This window comes from Bradyrhizobium sp. SZCCHNR1093 (assembly GCF_032381175.1).
Lineage (GTDB): Bacteria > Pseudomonadota > Alphaproteobacteria > Rhizobiales > Xanthobacteraceae > Bradyrhizobium.
On record NZ_JAUHJJ010000005.1, the window covers coordinates 77,578 to 91,696 of the forward strand.

The following is a 14,119-nucleotide window of genomic DNA, read 5'->3' on the forward strand; positions in this document are numbered from 1 at the left end:
GATGGCTGGACAACGACCTGACAGCCATCGGTGAGACCGGATGCGAAGCTCTTCGACTGCCTTGCGCGTCATCTTCAGCGCGCTCGCAACCTCGTTCATGCTGGTTGTCAGCGCCGCGGCGCAAATGGCGCCGGAAGCGGCCGCGCCGCGTCCGAGGCCGGCGCCTTCCTTGCGCGCCGCAGCCTGCCATAGCGGCCAGAGCTTCGACCGGTTTCTCGCCGAGCTGAAGCAGCGTGCCATTGCCGACGGCGTGTCGCAGAGCGCGATCGCGGCTGCCTCGCCATACCTCACCTACAACCAGGGCATCGTCAACCGCGACCGCGGCCAGCGGGTGTTCGGCCAGCTGTTCACCGAGTTCGCCGGCCGCATGGCCGCAAGCTACCGGATGCAGAACGGCCAGCAGCACATCCGGATGCATGCGGCGGCGTTCGCGCGCGCCGAGAAGGAGTATGGCGTGCCCCCGGCGGTCATCGCCGCATTCTGGGGCCTGGAGAGCGATTTCGGCGCCAACATGGGCAACCTGCCGGTGCTGCCCTCGCTGGTGTCGCTGGCCTACGACTGCCGCCGCAGCGAGCGCTTCCAGAACGAGACCATCGCCGCGTTGAAGGTCATCGACCGGGGCGACCTCGCGCCGTCCGAGATGATCGGCTCCTGGGCCGGCGAGCTCGGCCAGACTCAGTTCCTGCCGACCCACTACGTCACCTATGCCGTCGATTATGACGGCGACGGCCGTCGCGATCTGCTGCGCAGCGCGCCCGACGTGATCGGCTCGACGGCGAACTATATCGCGACCGGGCTGAAATGGCGCCGCGGCGAACCCTGGCTGGAGGAGATCCGCGTGCCCCAGACCTTCCCCTGGGAGCAGGCCGATCTCACCGTCAAGGCGCCGCGCAGCAAATGGGCCGGCCTCGGCGTGACCTATGCCGACGGCCGGTCGCTGCCGAACGATCCGCTCGAAGCCTCCGTGCTGCTGCCGATGGGCCGCAACGGCCCGGCATTCCTGGCCTATGCCAATTTCGCCGCCTATACCGAGTGGAACAACTCGCTGATCTATTCGACCACCGCGGCCTATCTCGCCACCCGCATCGCCGGCGCGGCGCCGATGCGCAAAGCCAGCGGCCCGGTCGCGCAACTGCCATTCAACGAGATCAAGGAGCTGCAGCAGCTCCTGGTGAAGGCCGGTTTCGACGTCGGCAAGGTCGACGGCGTGCTCGGCCAGCAGAGCCGTATCGCGGTCAAAACGATGCAGTTGCGGCTCGGGCTGCCGGCCGATTCCTGGCCAACGGCGGAACTGCTCGTAGGCATGCGCGGCACACCGCGGGCGCAGGCGGCGCCGGCTTCAGCGACAGCGACACGGTAGGTGAGCCGACATCATCGCGCGACGCTCCTCGTCTCTCAATTGCTGATGACTTATTGTCCGACTTCATGCGACCGTGTCGTCCGCTCTTGGCTATTCCAATTTATCACCTTGGAATTGGACCGCCAGACGATCGCTCAGGACAAAAGCGCGAGCAGACGGACAATTGAAGCCCAATTTGGCTTGTAGCGCCGATCTTCATCCTGACCATGTTCGGCCACGCAGGCTCGTCGTTCTCCACGACCTCGATCCGGCATTTCGTCCACGGCTTGGCGAAATCCTCTAGGGAACGCGTCCACAATCGCCGTGACCTCAGCGTGAACGACTGGAATGCACGGCGACCGCAAAACCAGAAAGATGCAGTTGCATTCTCTTGGACGCAGCCCCATCTCCGAGGGCGCGCGCTTTCGTCGCGACGTCTCCTGCCAAAAGAGAGCATCATGTCCTTTTACGATTCGACCGTGCCGGCCTACCTCCAGATCCTCGGCAGCCTGTCCGGCCTGCTCAGCAAGGCCGAGGCCCATTGCGAAGCCAAAAAGATCGCCCCCGAGGTCCTGCTCGGCGCGCGCCTGTATCCGGACATGCTGCCGCTCTCCAAACAGATCCAGCTCGCCTGCGACTTCGCCGCCAAAGGCTGCGCCCGGCTTTCCCACAGCGAGGTGCCCAGCACACCCGACACCGAGACGACGTTCGCCGAGCTTCGCCAGCGGCTTGCCAGAACCATCGATTACCTGAAGACGTTCCAGCCGGCGCAGTTCGAGGGCGCCGATAGCCGCGACGTGACCTTTCCAAGCGGGCCCAACACCACGCTGACCCTGAAGGGGCAGGACTTCGTTAACCGCGTCTCGTTTCCGAACTTCTATTTCCACGCTGCAATCGCGCACGGCATTCTCCGCCACAACGGCGTCGAAATCGGCAAGCGGGACTTCCTCGGGGTTGCCTGACCCCCTGTCGTTGTCTGCCGCAGGCTCCCCAAATCGGATGGCCTGTTCGGGCAGCCGTTGATCGCGCAGCTCGTCTGCGTCCGACGGATACCTGCCGGCATTGCGCTGTCCGCCGCAATGCACAATTGACCACAACCCCCTCCTCTCTCCTGGAAAGACCCGATGAGTGCATCCAAACTGTTCGAGCCGCATAAGCTCGGTCCGATCACCCTGGCCAATCGCGTCGTAATGGCGCCGCTGACCCGCAACCGCGCGGTGGACGGCCTTGCGCCGGGCCCGCTGACGGCCGAATATTACAGCCAGCGCGCCTCCGCCGGCCTGCTGATCTCCGAGGCCAGCCAGGTCTCGCAGCAGGGCCAAGGCTACCAGGACACGCCCGGCATCTATTCCAAGGAGCAGATCGCCGGCTGGCGCAAGGTGACCGACGCGGTGCACGCCAAGGGCGGCCGCATCTTCGTCCAGCTCTGGCACGTCGGCCGCATCTCCCATGTCTCGCTGCAACCGAACGGCGGCGCCCCGGTCGCGCCCTCGGCGATTCCTGCCAAGACCAAGACCTTCGTCGGCGGCACCTTCACCGACGTCTCGACGCCGCGCGCGCTCGAGCTCAGTGAGATTCCCGGCATCGTCGCGGCGTTCAAGCAGGCCGCGCTCAATGCGATCGAGGCCGGCTTCGACGGCGTCGAGATCCACGGCGCCAACGGCTATCTGCTCGACCAGTTCGCCAAGGACGGCGCCAACAAGCGCACCGACGCCTATGGCGGGTCGATCGAGAACCGCGCAAAGCTGATGCTCGAGGTCGCCAAGGCCGTCTCGGAGGCGATCGGCGCCGACAAGACCGGCATCCGGCTGTCGCCGGTGACGCCCGCGAACGACATCTCCGATTCCAATCCGCAGGCGCTGTTCGACTACATCGTCGACCAGCTCGCTGCGCTGAAGCTCGTCTACATCCACGTCATCGAGGGTGCGACCGGCGGTCCGCGCGACGTCGCGCCGTTCGACTACGCGTCGCTGCGCAAGCGCTTCAAGGGCACCTATATCGCCAACAACGGCTACGACCTCGCGCTCGCCAACAAGCAGCTCGACGCCGGCGCCGCCGACCTGATCGCCTTCGGCCGGCCCTTCATCGCCAACCCGGATCTTGTCGAGCGCCTCAAGGCCAACGCCCCGCTCAACGAGCTCGACCGCGCCACGCTCTATGGTGGCGGCGAGAAGGGCTACACCGACTATCCAACGCTGAAAGCGGCGCAAGCGGCGGAGTAGTCGCCATCACGTAAAGCAGCCGCCCGCAGGGCGGCCGCTTGCCCACCATGCCTCCGCGAGAGCGGAGGGAGTGGTGGGCACGGCGCACGAGAGGCCGCGCCTGTCGCGACATCTCGCTTCGCGCCTTTGCCCACCCTGCGCTTCTGCGGTCCGGCACATCCCCACCTATATCATGCTGCCCGGCAGGAAGCACCGCACATCGATGCGCAGGCCCGTATTCAGCTCGCGATAATACACGGGCCATACCATCGTCCGGCCGGCGCGATTGGGTTCGGTCACCACGGCCTCTTCCGGAACGACCCACCATTGGCCTTCAATGCGAACACGGTAGCGGCCATCCTTCGTGTCCCAATCCGTGTCCGAGAGCGCGGTGCCATCCGCATCCGAGCAGCACGGCCCCTTGCCCGAACGTAAACTCTCGAACCAGCCCTTGAGCGGAGAATTGGCGTAACGCCCATCGAGATCGCGCGCCGCCGCATCGCCAAGCAGCAGAGAATGCGCCCCCAGACTGCCGGCGAGAAGCACGACAGAGATTGTCGCTCGTACCCAAGGAGGCACGCGGGGCCGGTGAACGGCATCCATCGATGACGTGATGATCGATACAAGGCTTGAAGATCTACGACTCACGTGCACCACCTCGCTGCTCGATACGATGCGCAATAGCTGGTCGGGTTCTGTGGCGGAAGTTCGTAGTTGGCAGAGGCCGGCAGCAACTAATCGCGATGCTTCGCAAATTCCAGAAGCGCGCAGCGATCTCGTTCACGAGGTCAGCGGGATAATTGCCCAAAATCCATCGTGAGCAGACTCATCGACGATTCATACCGGCTGCGTAGGGTGGGCAAAGCAGCCGCCCGCAGGGCGGTCGCGTGCCCACCGTGCATCCGCGCAAGCGGAAGGAATGGTGGGCACGGCGCGCGGTGGAGTTGAGCTCGTGGCATGCAGTGTCGCACGCGCGCCTTTGCCTACCCTACGACAGCGGAGACACCTCACGCTTTGGTCAAGCAACAACAAGGCCGGGATTGCTCCCGGCCTTTGACGTCGTGCTTCGCAGGTCCTGCCCGAGGCAGCCGCTTCAGAACTCCGCGCGCACCTTCAGCAGCGCCGACTGCTCGAGATACTGGCTGCCGACCACGGCGTTGTAGCCCAGCGAGATCGACTGACGCTCACCGAACGCCACCAGCTTGAGTGCTGCGCCGAGCTCGGCGAGGTTACGCTCGGGCGACGGTCCGGCGGCGAAGAAGGTCGCGCCACCACCGGCGAAGGCCGCCGTGACGTTCTGCGCGGTATTGCCGAACTCGTGCCGCCACGCCGCCAGCGTCTCCAGGCCGAAGCCGTAGGTCGATGTCACCAGCAGCGGAACGGTCGAACGGAAGCCGAGGTTCGAACGCACCGAGTTGGTGGTCTGCCTGGCGATCGCGAGCGCGGCACCTGCGGTGCTGGTCTCGGTGTAGGCCTGCTGATCGAGATGGCCGTAGGTCACGCCGGCGAACGGCGTCAGCACGGCCTCGCCGAGCTTCACCGGGACACCGAACTCGCCACGCACCAGCGTAAGCCAGCCCTTGTGGCTGCCCGAGACGGTGTCGGTAAAGCCCGCGAAGTTGACGCGGCGCGTGGTGGTGTAGTCGACCAGCGCGATGCCTGCGGAGCCGTTGACGTACCAGGACGGCTGAACATAGGCGGCGTACACCGTGCCCTGATAGTGCTGCATGCCGACCGCATCGCCGGCGGCGGTCCGATCGTCGATGCTGCTGGTGGCGTAGCCAAACGCAGCACCGACGCGGAACGCATTGTCGATCCGCTGATCGATGCCGGCGACGAGGCCCCCGGTGTTGCCGCTGTAGCCGGCAACACCCGCCACGTCACGCTGCGACGCATTGGTGCCGATCAGGCTGCCCCAGACGGTGCGCTCCGGCTCGGGCGCGATGGCCGACGCCAGCGGCGCCTTCACCGTCGGACGAGCCTTGGTCGGATGGAAGGCCATCAGCATCGAGGCGAGCGGATCGGCGTCGTCGGCGAACGCCGAGGCGACACGCGAATTGGGCGACGCGGCCGCCGCCGTCAGCCGGTTGTCGATCTGGTTCTGGAACAGCGATGCGGTGCTGAGCGGCACCTGGACCTGGGCGCCGTTGACGAGCGGACGCAACTGATCGCCGGCGCCGCGCACCTCCCGGTCGGTGCTGAGGCTCTGCACCGCGCCGCCCAGCGTCTGCAGCTGCGCATTGCTGCCGTTGTAGCCAAGCAGGCCGTTGAGCGCGGCAAGGCTGCTGGGCGAGACGCCGGCGATGGTCGCGGGCGACCGCACGGACGCGTTCAGCAGCAGAGCCCCCGTCGAGGTATCGGCAGTGAAGCCGACCAGCGCGCTGGAGAAATCGACGTCGAGCGGCGTCGCCGACACCGCCGTCGCGACACGATAGAAGTCGCCATTGCGCACGATGCCCTGAAGCGTCGGCGCAACCGTCCCCGCGCCGGCGAAGGTCACCGCGCCGGTGATGTTGCCGATCTTCGTCGACGGCGCTGCGGCGGTGCCGCCCGACCCGAAGATCGTCGTGCGCAACACCGCGCCATCGACGAGCTGCACGCCGGCCCCGCCGCTCATGGTGAGCTGCGACTTCATCAGGTCGAGCATGCCGAAATTGACGATGCTGGCGAGGCTGGTCACGCCGTCGAGCGTCAGCGAATTGCTGCCGAGGCCGCTCTGCGCGACGACGTTGCCGCTGAAGCCGGTGCCCTTCAGCAGGATGGTATTGGTCGCACCATCCTGGTCGTTGATAATGATGTCGCCGCCGAGCGCGCCGGTGTTAACCAGATTGAAGGTGCGCGCGCCGAAAAACGTCGCCGCCTGGGTGGTGCTGGCGGCGCAGAGCGGATCGGTCGTGTTCGCGCCCGCCGTCGGACAGGCATTGCCGTTGACGTCCGTGCCCGAGCCGGAGCTGCTATAGGTGCCCGCGACGGTGCCTGCGGTCGCCTTCGCAAACGAGCCGCGCGAGGCGCTCTGGTCGACCGAAATCGATCCCAAGATCGTGCCGCTGTTGGCGATGTCGTGCTCGCCCGAGCCCAGATAGAGGTTGCCCTGGATCAGGCCGGCATTGCTGATGACGCTGTCGCGCGGGCCCGAGTTCGAGCCGCTGCCGGTCAGCGGGAGGGTCGATCCCGCCGCAAGCCCCGCGGCCGTGGTCAGCGGATTGGTGTCGAGCGCCAGGATATCGCCCTTGATCACGCCGCCGGCAGTGTTGGTCAGCGTCAGCGCCTTGGTTTCGGTCACAGTCACGTTGCCGCCGGCGTCGAACTTGTAGAGCGGCGAATCCGGATTGCTGCCGGGGATCGTATCGAACTCGGCGCCGGCGAAGGCGCCGATGGCCCAGTGCCCATCATAGAAGCGGCTCGCCGCCGTCCAGCTGGTGTTGGCGATGGTGCCGGAGTTGGTGATCGTGGTGTCGGCCCGGCCGTAATAGGCGGCGGCATAGTTGCCGGTCGCCGAGATCGTGCCGCCGGCGCGGTTGTTCACCACGAAGCTGTTGGTGTTGTCGTCGGAATACAGCGCCGAGATGATGGCGAGGTTGGTGCCGTTGTAACGGCCCGTCGCGGTCGCACCGACCGAAACGCTCAGCTTGGTGGGATCGAACGCGCCGAAGAAATTCTGGGTGGCGGCGAGCGTCCCGGTGTTGTTGACGGTGAACCTGTTGACCTGGCTGTCGGCGACGATGACGTGAAGCCGGCCAGCGCTGAGCTGGCTGGTGGTGAGGCTGAGCCAGCCGGCGTTGTTGATGACGACGTTGTTGACGGCCGGATCCTCGGCATTGGAAAAATTGGCCGCGATCATGCCGCGATCGGCCAGACCGGCCTGGGTGTTGGTGGTGAGATTGCGAACGGCCGTCGAATCCAGCGTGACAATCGTCGTCGGCGGATTGGGATTGTAGCCGGTCACCGGAAAGGCCGGGTTCGCCGGCGTATAGGAATTGCTGCCGCTCGAGGGCGTCGCCGTCGCCGCAGCGGCGTCGTACACGGTGATTGCCGTGCTGATGGTCCCGCTGCAGGCGACGGTGACGCCTGGCGTCGTACATTCGGCCCTTGCCTCGCCGGCAACCATCCACGTCGACAACAACACGAAACTTGCGGCAGCCGCCTCGCTGCGCTTTCTGTTCTTTGACTTCACCTGACGCCCCACGGTACGCAATACACGGCTTCTTGTTGATGACCGATTGTATCGAAACGTGGGCAGGAGCCAGCAAGGCGAAAGTTTCTAGGAGCGCCCGGGACATTGTCAAACTAACAACTGAATTAGTCCCATAAGTCCCGGACTATTTATCATCATCCACTTCATTTGAAACACCACTCTTCCGCCAGATCTGAAATTTTAACGACAAGGACGGCGGACCGCTCCACCGTGGAGGACAGCGCAGAGATGAACTCGCGCTCCCGGTTCCGACCCCTACTGGCTCCGATCAACAAATGAAAAGGCCGGGATCTCTCCCGGCCTTCTTGCCACGGTGGGGGCTGCCGTGGCGCGGCGCGGATGCGCCTATGGTCGTGAGGATGCGAAGCTCAGAACTTCGCCCGGATGCCGGCATAGGCCGCGAGCGGCATCCCCGGAACCATGCTGCGCGGATCGTTCAGCGCGAACGCCGTTCCGCCGCCGGCGGTGTTGAAGCCGGCGGGGTCGAACACGGTACCTGCCGAGTAATAGCGCTGATTGAACAGGTTCTGGATCAGGCCGAACACCTCGACGTTCTTGGTCACCTGATAAGATGTGTTGACGTTCACGACCCAGTAGGCCGGGACCTTCGGGTAGACGTTGGTCTCGTCGTGCAGCAGGTACTGGCTCCCGACATAGTTGACGCTGGCGCCCACCTTCCAGGCATCGGTCACGGCATATTCGGCGCCGAGCTTCAGGCGATGCGCCGGAATGCCGGGAATGTGGTTGCCGGAGACGACGCCGAGCGGCACCCGGAGGAACGGATCGTTGACGTCGAAGGCGCTGCGGAAGGTGGCGTCGATGAAGGTGTAGTTGGCGTAGGCGGTCCACCGGTTCCAAGCCAGGTCGACCTTGGCCTCGACGCCCTGGCGCAGGGTGGTGCCGGCGTTCTTGAAGTAGCCGCGCACCGGGTTGAGCGGATCGACCACCTGCAGGATGTCGTCGGAATTCTCGGTACGGAACAGGCTGAGGCCCCAGCGCAGCCGCCAGCCGTCATCGACCGCCACCGATTTGATCGGCGCCTTGCGGTAGGCCGGCAGGTCGGCAGCGTAGGCTGAGCGGCCGCCGGAAATCTCGCCGCGCAGGCCGCCTTCGACGGTGCGCGACACCACCTGCTTGAGCGGCGGATCGGCGATCAGGAAGTTGTCGATCAGGCAGGGATTGGCCGGATCGGAGCAGCCTAGCTCGAGCGGCGTCGGCGCGCGGTTGGCTTCGGAGTAGCCGGCATAAGCGGTCATATCAGGCGTGATCTTGTAGGTCAGGCCGACCACCGGGTTGAAGCGCTGAAAGTTGTTGTTGCTGTTCAGGAGTGGCGCGAAGCCGGTCTGGTCGCGCAGGTTGATCTGCGCCCAGTTGAAGCGGCCGCCAGCCGTCAGCGCCAGCTGCGAGGTGATGTCGAAGGTGTTGGTCGCGTAGATGCCGAGATAGGTGTTCTTGGCATTCAGGTTGACCGGAGCAAGGCCGGCGTTGGGCTGGTCGATATAGACGCCGAGGCCGGTGACGAACAGGTTGTTGTCGAGGGTGCCGAGCTCGGAGGTCGCCTGGAAGTTGGTGTTGCCGTGATCGACGCTGGCGCCGACGACGAAATGGTTGTCATGACCGAATAGCTGCGTGGTCGAGGTCGCCTGCAGCGAGCCACCATAGCTGTCGGTCTTGACCGTGTTGCGGTCGATCTGGCCGAGCGCCGCATCGGCGGCCAGCGTGTTGGCGGTTGGGCCGTTGCGGTTGATGTCCCACGGGGTCCCGGCGGCGTCCTCAAGGACGAACACGCCGCCGCCGTCCTGCACTTCGGTGCCATTGCCGTCGACGCGCGCCGACTTGTAGTTACGGTAGTAGCCGTTGGCCTGGATCGACAGCGTGTCGGTCGGTGTCCACTTCGCGCTCGCCTGCACCATCTGCATCTGCAGATGCAGCGACTGCGGCCAAGTATAGACGCTAGACCAGCGCTGGTTCAGCATCTCGATCGGCGTCGCGGCCACCGAGCCGAGCTTGTTGTCGGCGCCGGTGAAGGACAGGTGGAATTCGGTATTGTCGCCGCGCGCGCCGAAATCGGCATACATGCGCCGGATCTGCGAGGCCGACGAGTAGTCGCGCCAGCCGCGGTCGTAGGCGCCCTCCGCCGCGATATAGGCCGAATAGGCGCCGTTGTTCCAGCCGTATTGCGCGCCCGACTGGACCCGGCCGAACGATCCGCCGAACAGCTGGGCTTCTCCGCCCTGGTAGGTGAAGCCGTTCTTCATCTCGATCGACATGGCCCCGCCGGTGGCGTTGAGGCCGAACAGCGGGTTGTTCGGCATCAGCGTCATGCGCGCAATCGCCATTTCCGGGATCAGGTCCCAGTTCACGACGTCGCCGAAGGCCTCATTGATGCGGGCGCCGTTCTGGTAGACGGCGATGCCCTGCGGCGTCCCGAGCACGGGCGAGGCAGTCTGACCGCGATAATTCAAGTCGCGCTGGAACGCGTTCCCGGTCTGGTCGCTGAGGGAGACCCCGGGCACCGATTGCAGGATGCTGTCGAGCAGCGTCGGCGCGCGGCTGTGGTCGAGCTCCCGCGCCCCGATGGTTTCGACATTGGAAGGAATCTTGTCCTTCGCGATCTCGCTGCCCTGAACGGGCGAGACGCCGACCACCTCGATGGTCTGCAGGGTTTGCTGCGCGAACGCAGCCGTAGGCAGTAACGCACACGTCGCGAGAAGCGCGCTCTTCAGCGCCGACAGTCTGGTCAAGACGTCCCCCAGTTTCTTGTCGACCGGTTCCGGCAACAGCCCACGCCCCTGAGCCTTTACCCGCACCAGAACCGGCCGATTTACCTGATACGAACGTTAACATTCGTAAACAGCCCGCCAGTTCGTCGCAACGGGCAATATTCTTCGGCCTCTAGGGACAATCTTCCCGGATCCGGAAAGTGGCGATCAATTCGCCGACGTATCTCCCAGACTCGGCCGTACTGCTGCACCCGGTTCTGGTTTGCAAGGGAACCTACATGATAGAAGAAGCATCGGCGCCACCAGCGCCCATAAGGGCAAGACCTTCATCGGATGTATCGCGTTCTGCTCGTCGATGACCACCCGGTCGTGATCACGGCCTGCCGCTGGCTGCTGAACGAAGCCGGGATCCGTGCGCTGTCCGAGGCACACGATGCCGACAGCGGGTACGACGCCTATGTTCGTGACCGGCCGGACGTCACGATCGTCGATCTGCGCCTGCACGGGCAGGAGCTCGGCGGCATCAGTCTGATCGAACGCATGCGGTCGCACGATCCCCGCGCCCGAATCCTGGTCTTCAGCATGCACGCCGATCCGCGTATCGTCCGCTCCGCGATCGACGCCGGCGCCAACGGCTATTTGCTCAAGGACGCCCCGCCGCACGAGCTGCCAAAGGCATTGGAACAGGTTCGAACCGGCGGCACCTATCTCGACCCGCAGCTCGCCACCCGCATCGCCCTGCTCCGCGCCGATCCGGACGGCATGGCGACCGCGGCATTGACCCCGCGCGAGCGCCAGGCACTTGCGCTGCTGGCTCAGGCGAAATCCTATCAGGCGATCGCCGACCATCTCGGCATCAGCTACAAGACCGTCATCAACCTGACCTACCGGCTGCGACAGAAGCTCGGGGCGCGCAGCCTGCCCGACCTGGTTCGTCTCGCAGTGGAAATGTCCCGCCCAAGCATGTGAGGGCCAATCGCCCTCCCTGCCGGCCCGCCACGAGCATCCGCCTGAAAGACGAGGGCCTGCGACGGTCTCCCATCACAGGCCCTCGAGCTCATGTCTGTGTCGCGTTGGTCCAGTGCGGACCGATGTCTCACTTCAGCAGCTTGGCCACCGACTTCAGCTCCTTGGAATCGAGCGTGCCGTCATGGTCAGGATCGGCCGCCTTGAAGCGGCCTTCCACCAGCGCGAGATACTCGTCCTTGGTCAGCGTGCCGTCATTGTCGGGATCAGCGGCCTTGAGATCCTTGGCCGAAACGCGGCCGCGCAGCTCCTTGGCGTCGAGCGTGCCGTCGTGGTCGCGATCGAGACGATCGAACAGCGCGCCGGCGGCCGTGCGGACCTCGTTCATGTCGGCGGTGCCGTCCTTGTCGGGGTCGATCGAGGTCAGCAGCTTGGAAGGGGCCGGTGCACTGACAGCGATCGTCGACGTGCCGACGATCGCTGTCATGCCGACGGCAGCGGCCGTCATCATCAGTTTCCAATTCATCGAATTGATCCTTTGTCTCCGCCGTCCGAGGGGCGGCGATGAAGGGCACGAAAACAACGTATGCGAGCGTCGGCGGTTCACCGGCAACGCGCCACACATCGCTTTGACCTATGGGAGGCCTTGTCATTTCGCAAGTGCAAGAACGCGACGCCCGGGAAATTCCCGCAAGAGCGTCGGGACTAGAACCTCGGTCCGTGCAGGAAATATCTCCCCGGACGGTCGCGACGCGGACCGCTATCGTGGTCGAAGACACCTCCTCCTGCCTCGGCCCGGGCATTGGCTATGTGGCGTCCGCGCTTGGCGACAAGCCTTGCGGTTCTGGCACCGCTCCCCGATGACGCCTGTCGCACTTGCCCAACCTGACCTCTCTTGCCGGCCTGGGTTTGATTCCACCACGCTTCCAACTGGTCCCGCAGCGACTCCTCCGCGAAGGCGCGTCCATCCGGCAGCAGCGTGGACAGAAGGAGTGTGAGCACCAGTCCGAGCCGCATCGGCTGAGCGGACAAGCGGCGACGATGACCGGGTGTGTCAAGCACGGGCGTGTCCATTCTCTGGCTGATCCGGCGATCAGCAATGCATGCTGCAGCACATGTTTTCCTCGCTCTATGACCTCAATGTGTTTGCAACACGCCACATTCATCGCCGCCCTGAGATTCACTCGCGAAATGGCCGCCATATTGTCCCGGTCAAAATGTCCCGTTCGACTTGCCAAAACATCCCTATTCCTCATCGAAACAGGAAGGGCCGGAGCAATTGCGGCATTCAACGACTGATCGTTTCCCGATCGCGTCATCTTTCAGCCGACAGGCCCGCATGTTTTCGCCCCGCCGACTCGTTAGCTCATCAGTTGAAGGGAGCGCGGGGACATGCAGCCGAACGGCATCGCCAGGAGTGCAAGAAGACGATCGCGATTGTACATGGCTGCCGGTGCTCTCGTTCTCGCGCCGTTCGGTGCAGCGGCCGAGGAGATCCAGGGCAATGACCCCGCCTCGCCCGGGCATTTCCAGGTCGAACAGCGCTTCGGCTATCTGACAACCTTCAATCCGCAACAGAACGGCGGACGCCGCGTGCCGCAGCGTGCGGTCACCGGCGAGACCGAGATCGGCTACTCGCCGACCGAATGGTACGAGATCGCGTTGACCTCGCCTTACGCCTTTGCCCGCACCAATGTGCCGATGGCGCTGGGCAATGTGATGGACAATGGCGTGCCCGGCTATTCATTTCAGTCCGGCGGCGTCACCATTCGCCAGACCTTCATCCAGGGCGACCGGCTTGAGCGCACCGTCTTCCTCGGCCTGGTGTCACGCACCATCCTGGCGCCGCAGGGCGGCCTGACGCCGGACCTGTGGGTCGCCAACAAGGCCGGAGCCGGCCAGCCCGGCGCGCCGCGCTTCGTGCAGGAGGCCACGCCGCGCGTCGCGCAGATGTTCACGCCGATCATCGGCGTCAACCTGCCCAACGACTATCAGCTGATCTTCAACGCCAACATGACGTTCGGCATCGACGGCGCCGGCTCGGCCTTCGAGCCATCCGTGCGCTTCGTCAAGCGCCTCAGCGACCGCTGGACGGTCGGCATCGAGCATTTCTCCAATCTCGGGCCGTTCGGCTACGTCCTGCCCTGGAATCAGCAGATGCAGACGCTCTACGCAGTCGCCGACACCCGCTTCAAGGGCTTCGAGCTCAGCTTCGGCGTCGGCTACGGCCTGACCAACGCCTCGCGCGGCCTTGCCGTCAAGACCAGCATCGGCAAGGATTTCTGATCCGCGCGCCTTCATCCCATGACCAATCATAAGAAAAGGACACTCGTCATGCGTCGCCTCGTCACTGCCTGCGCGCTTCTCATGCTTGCCGGCTCCGCCGCGTCCGCCGAGGACGGCCCGCGCTTCCTCAACCGCACCGGCCAGACCATCGTGAAAATGTACCTGGCGGCCGCCGGCACCAAAACCTGGGGCGCCGACCAGTGCAAGAACGACGACGAGGGCGAGGTCGACCACAATGAGCGCATGACGCTGGTCGGCGTGAAGTCCGGCCGCTACGACATCAAGCTGTCCGAAAAGGGCGGCCGCACCTGCGTCGCCAAGAACATCGAACTCAAGGAAGGCGCGCAGTTCGTCGTGCGCGATACGGATCTGACCGAGTGCAGCAAATAAGCGGCACGCGGCGGCACCG

The 14,119-nt window shown here is 64.8% G+C and carries 11 protein-coding genes; 7 read left to right on the plus strand and 4 right to left on the minus strand.

Features of this window, described 5'->3' with window-relative positions:
* The first annotated feature begins 124 nt into the window (after positions 1-124).
* From QX070_RS18215 to QX070_RS18225, 3 genes are all read left to right on the plus strand, one after another.
* Entirely contained in the window at positions 125-1,360 is a 1,236-nt protein-coding gene (locus tag QX070_RS18215; protein WP_315738718.1) for a lytic murein transglycosylase, read from the plus strand.
* Between the two features lie 437 nt (positions 1,361-1,797).
* The gene (locus QX070_RS18220; protein WP_315717326.1) at positions 1,798-2,301 is read left to right on the plus strand and encodes a DUF1993 domain-containing protein; all 504 of its coding nucleotides are present in this window, start codon (positions 1,798-1,800) and stop codon (positions 2,299-2,301) included.
* Between the two features lie 162 nt (positions 2,302-2,463).
* Positions 2,464-3,561 (plus strand): alkene reductase, encoded by a 1,098-nt coding sequence (locus tag QX070_RS18225; RefSeq protein ID WP_315738382.1) that lies wholly within the window; start codon positions 2,464-2,466, stop codon positions 3,559-3,561.
* Between the two features lie 165 nt (positions 3,562-3,726).
* Here QX070_RS18225 and QX070_RS18230 read toward each other — a convergent pair whose 3' ends face one another.
* Both QX070_RS18230 and QX070_RS18235 read right to left on the minus strand, forming a co-directional pair.
* Complete coding sequence (locus tag QX070_RS18230; protein WP_315738383.1) at positions 3,727-4,143, minus strand: hypothetical protein; 417 nt, start codon at positions 4,141-4,143, stop codon at positions 3,727-3,729.
* A gap of 490 nt (positions 4,144-4,633) precedes the next feature.
* Positions 4,634-7,564, minus strand: a complete 2,931-nt coding sequence (locus tag QX070_RS18235) for an autotransporter domain-containing protein (RefSeq protein WP_315738384.1) — start codon at positions 7,562-7,564, stop codon at positions 4,634-4,636.
* Position 7,565: 1 nt separating this feature from the next.
* Between QX070_RS18235 and QX070_RS18240 the strand changes: the two genes are divergently transcribed.
* Complete coding sequence (locus tag QX070_RS18240; RefSeq protein ID WP_315738385.1) at positions 7,566-7,718, plus strand: hypothetical protein; 153 nt, start codon at positions 7,566-7,568, stop codon at positions 7,716-7,718.
* A gap of 385 nt (positions 7,719-8,103) precedes the next feature.
* Here the strand turns inward: QX070_RS18240 and QX070_RS18245 are convergent, their stop codons facing one another.
* Positions 8,104-10,479, minus strand: a complete 2,376-nt coding sequence (locus QX070_RS18245) for a TonB-dependent receptor (RefSeq protein WP_315738386.1) — start codon at positions 10,477-10,479, stop codon at positions 8,104-8,106.
* A 312-nt stretch (positions 10,480-10,791) separates the two neighbouring features.
* Between QX070_RS18245 and QX070_RS18250 the strand changes: the two genes are divergently transcribed.
* Positions 10,792-11,427: a response regulator transcription factor gene (locus QX070_RS18250; protein ID WP_315738387.1), complete on the plus strand. Its 636-nt coding sequence runs from the start codon at positions 10,792-10,794 to the stop codon at positions 11,425-11,427.
* Positions 11,428-11,554: 127 nt separating this feature from the next.
* On the opposite strand, the gene QX070_RS18255 is transcribed toward QX070_RS18250, so the two are convergent.
* Complete coding sequence (locus QX070_RS18255) at positions 11,555-11,911, minus strand: EF-hand domain-containing protein (protein ID WP_315738719.1); 357 nt, start codon at positions 11,909-11,911, stop codon at positions 11,555-11,557.
* Positions 11,912-12,867: 956 nt separating this feature from the next.
* On the opposite strand from QX070_RS18255, the gene QX070_RS18260 reads away from it, so the two are divergent.
* Positions 12,868-13,710 carry a hypothetical protein gene (locus QX070_RS18260; RefSeq protein ID WP_315738388.1) on the plus strand — a complete coding sequence of 281 codons (843 nt, stop codon included), beginning with the start codon at positions 12,868-12,870 and terminating at the stop codon, positions 13,708-13,710.
* 48 nt (positions 13,711-13,758) lie between these two features.
* Positions 13,759-14,100, plus strand: coding sequence for a hypothetical protein (locus tag QX070_RS18265; protein ID WP_315717331.1), 342 nt, complete (start codon positions 13,759-13,761; stop codon positions 14,098-14,100).
* Positions 14,101-14,119 lie beyond the last annotated feature (19 nt).

Bases quoted from the DNA above. Each gene is read 5' to 3' on its own strand.
- QX070_RS18215 (WP_315738718.1), top strand. From the start codon at position 125: ATGGCGCCGGAAGCGGCCGCGCCGCGTCCGAGGCCGGCGCCTTCCTTG.
- QX070_RS18220 (WP_315717326.1), top strand. From the start codon at position 1,798: ATGTCCTTTTACGATTCGACCGTGCCGGCCTACCTCCAGATCCTCGGC.
- QX070_RS18225 (WP_315738382.1), top strand. From the start codon at position 2,464: ATGAGTGCATCCAAACTGTTCGAGCCGCATAAGCTCGGTCCGATCACC.
- QX070_RS18230 (WP_315738383.1), bottom strand. From the start codon at position 4,143: ATGGATGCCGTTCACCGGCCCCGCGTGCCTCCTTGGGTACGAGCGACA.
- QX070_RS18250 (WP_315738387.1), top strand. From the start codon at position 10,792: ATGTATCGCGTTCTGCTCGTCGATGACCACCCGGTCGTGATCACGGCC.
- QX070_RS18255 (WP_315738719.1), bottom strand. From the start codon at position 11,911: ATGACAGCGATCGTCGGCACGTCGACGATCGCTGTCAGTGCACCGGCC.
- QX070_RS18260 (WP_315738388.1), top strand. From the start codon at position 12,868: ATGGCTGCCGGTGCTCTCGTTCTCGCGCCGTTCGGTGCAGCGGCCGAG.
- QX070_RS18265 (WP_315717331.1), top strand. From the start codon at position 13,759: ATGCGTCGCCTCGTCACTGCCTGCGCGCTTCTCATGCTTGCCGGCTCC.